A 1150-nucleotide genomic window follows, 5' to 3' on the forward strand; every position below is an offset into this window, starting at 1 on the left:
GAACAACGATACCGACGGAAAGAAAACTCAAAGTGACGGATAGAATTAGCATCGACGGAAAGCAAGTCCTCATCGACGGATAAAAGTCTCAGAGCGACGGAAAGAACAACGATACCGACGGAAAAATAACTCAAGGTGACGGATAGAATTAGCATCGACGGAAAGCAAGTCCTCATCGACGGATAGAAGTCTCGGAGCGGCGGAAAGAACAGTGATACCGCCGGAAAGAAAACTCGAAGTGACGGATAGAATTAGCATCGACGGAAAGCAAGTCCTTATCGACGGATAAAAGTCTCGGAGCGACGGAAAGACCCCCGACACCGCCGGAAAGAAAACCTAAGGAGACGGATAGGATTAGCGGTGACGGAAAGCAGGGGAGAAATAGATGCACCGCACTACAGGGAAAACTGATTTGTTGTCGAAGTATTAAGTATTAATAAGTAGTTTTCTAAATAGGTCTTCCAAAATAAATGCAAAATTTTATTATTAAAAAAACATTTACGCTTGTATGTAGAGTATATTGGGATAATTATGTTAACAATTTGAGCATGTCCAATGCTGGCTGACAATATAAATAGTAGAGTTATTAAAAACTAACGGAGAGAAAGGATTGGTGGAATGAATATTGGAAATAGCGTAGCGCTCATTGTAAGTCTGGTTTTTTCAAGCATTTTGGTTCGTGCAATATATCGCGTTTTTGTTAAAAAGAAAACCCCTACTATAATCTATACACCTTATGATGATGCCGTGGATGGTGGAGGAAAACATGACAATTGAACTTTTAAGTGACTGGTTACAATCCTCAAACAGCACGGTCATTTTAACAGGTGCAGGTTTCATTTAACCTTTTTTACATTATTAAATAATAGTATAAAAAAATAAGAATCTACTGTTATATCAATAAGATATAATGGTAGATTTTTTTATTGTATCTACTATTAGGTATTGTAGTGAAATTTAAACTAAATATGTTAATATTTGATTAATTAGTAATTTTTACTCGTACAGGGGGTGTATTCAAATCGAAGATAAAAACATGGGAATTAAGGTCTCTAGAGGGGGCACATTCCATTTGGGAATTAGTTTGTCATTTACTTTTCTATGAAAAGAGAATTCTGTTACGCTTTCTTGGTGAAACAGCAAATGAACC

General features: G+C 36.9%; 1 protein-coding gene. It reads left to right on the forward strand.

Features of this window, described 5'->3' with window-relative positions:
* The first annotated feature begins 618 nt into the window (after positions 1–618).
* Positions 619–777: a DUF3951 domain-containing protein gene (locus ACQKN2_RS08710; RefSeq protein ID WP_323646133.1), complete on the forward strand. Its 159-nt coding sequence runs from the start codon at positions 619–621 to the stop codon at positions 775–777.
* Positions 778–1150 lie beyond the last annotated feature (373 nt).

It is taken from the genome of Lysinibacillus sp. NPDC093688, from assembly GCF_050280145.1.
GTDB lineage: Bacteria > Bacillota > Bacilli > Bacillales_A > Planococcaceae > Lysinibacillus > Lysinibacillus xylanilyticus_B.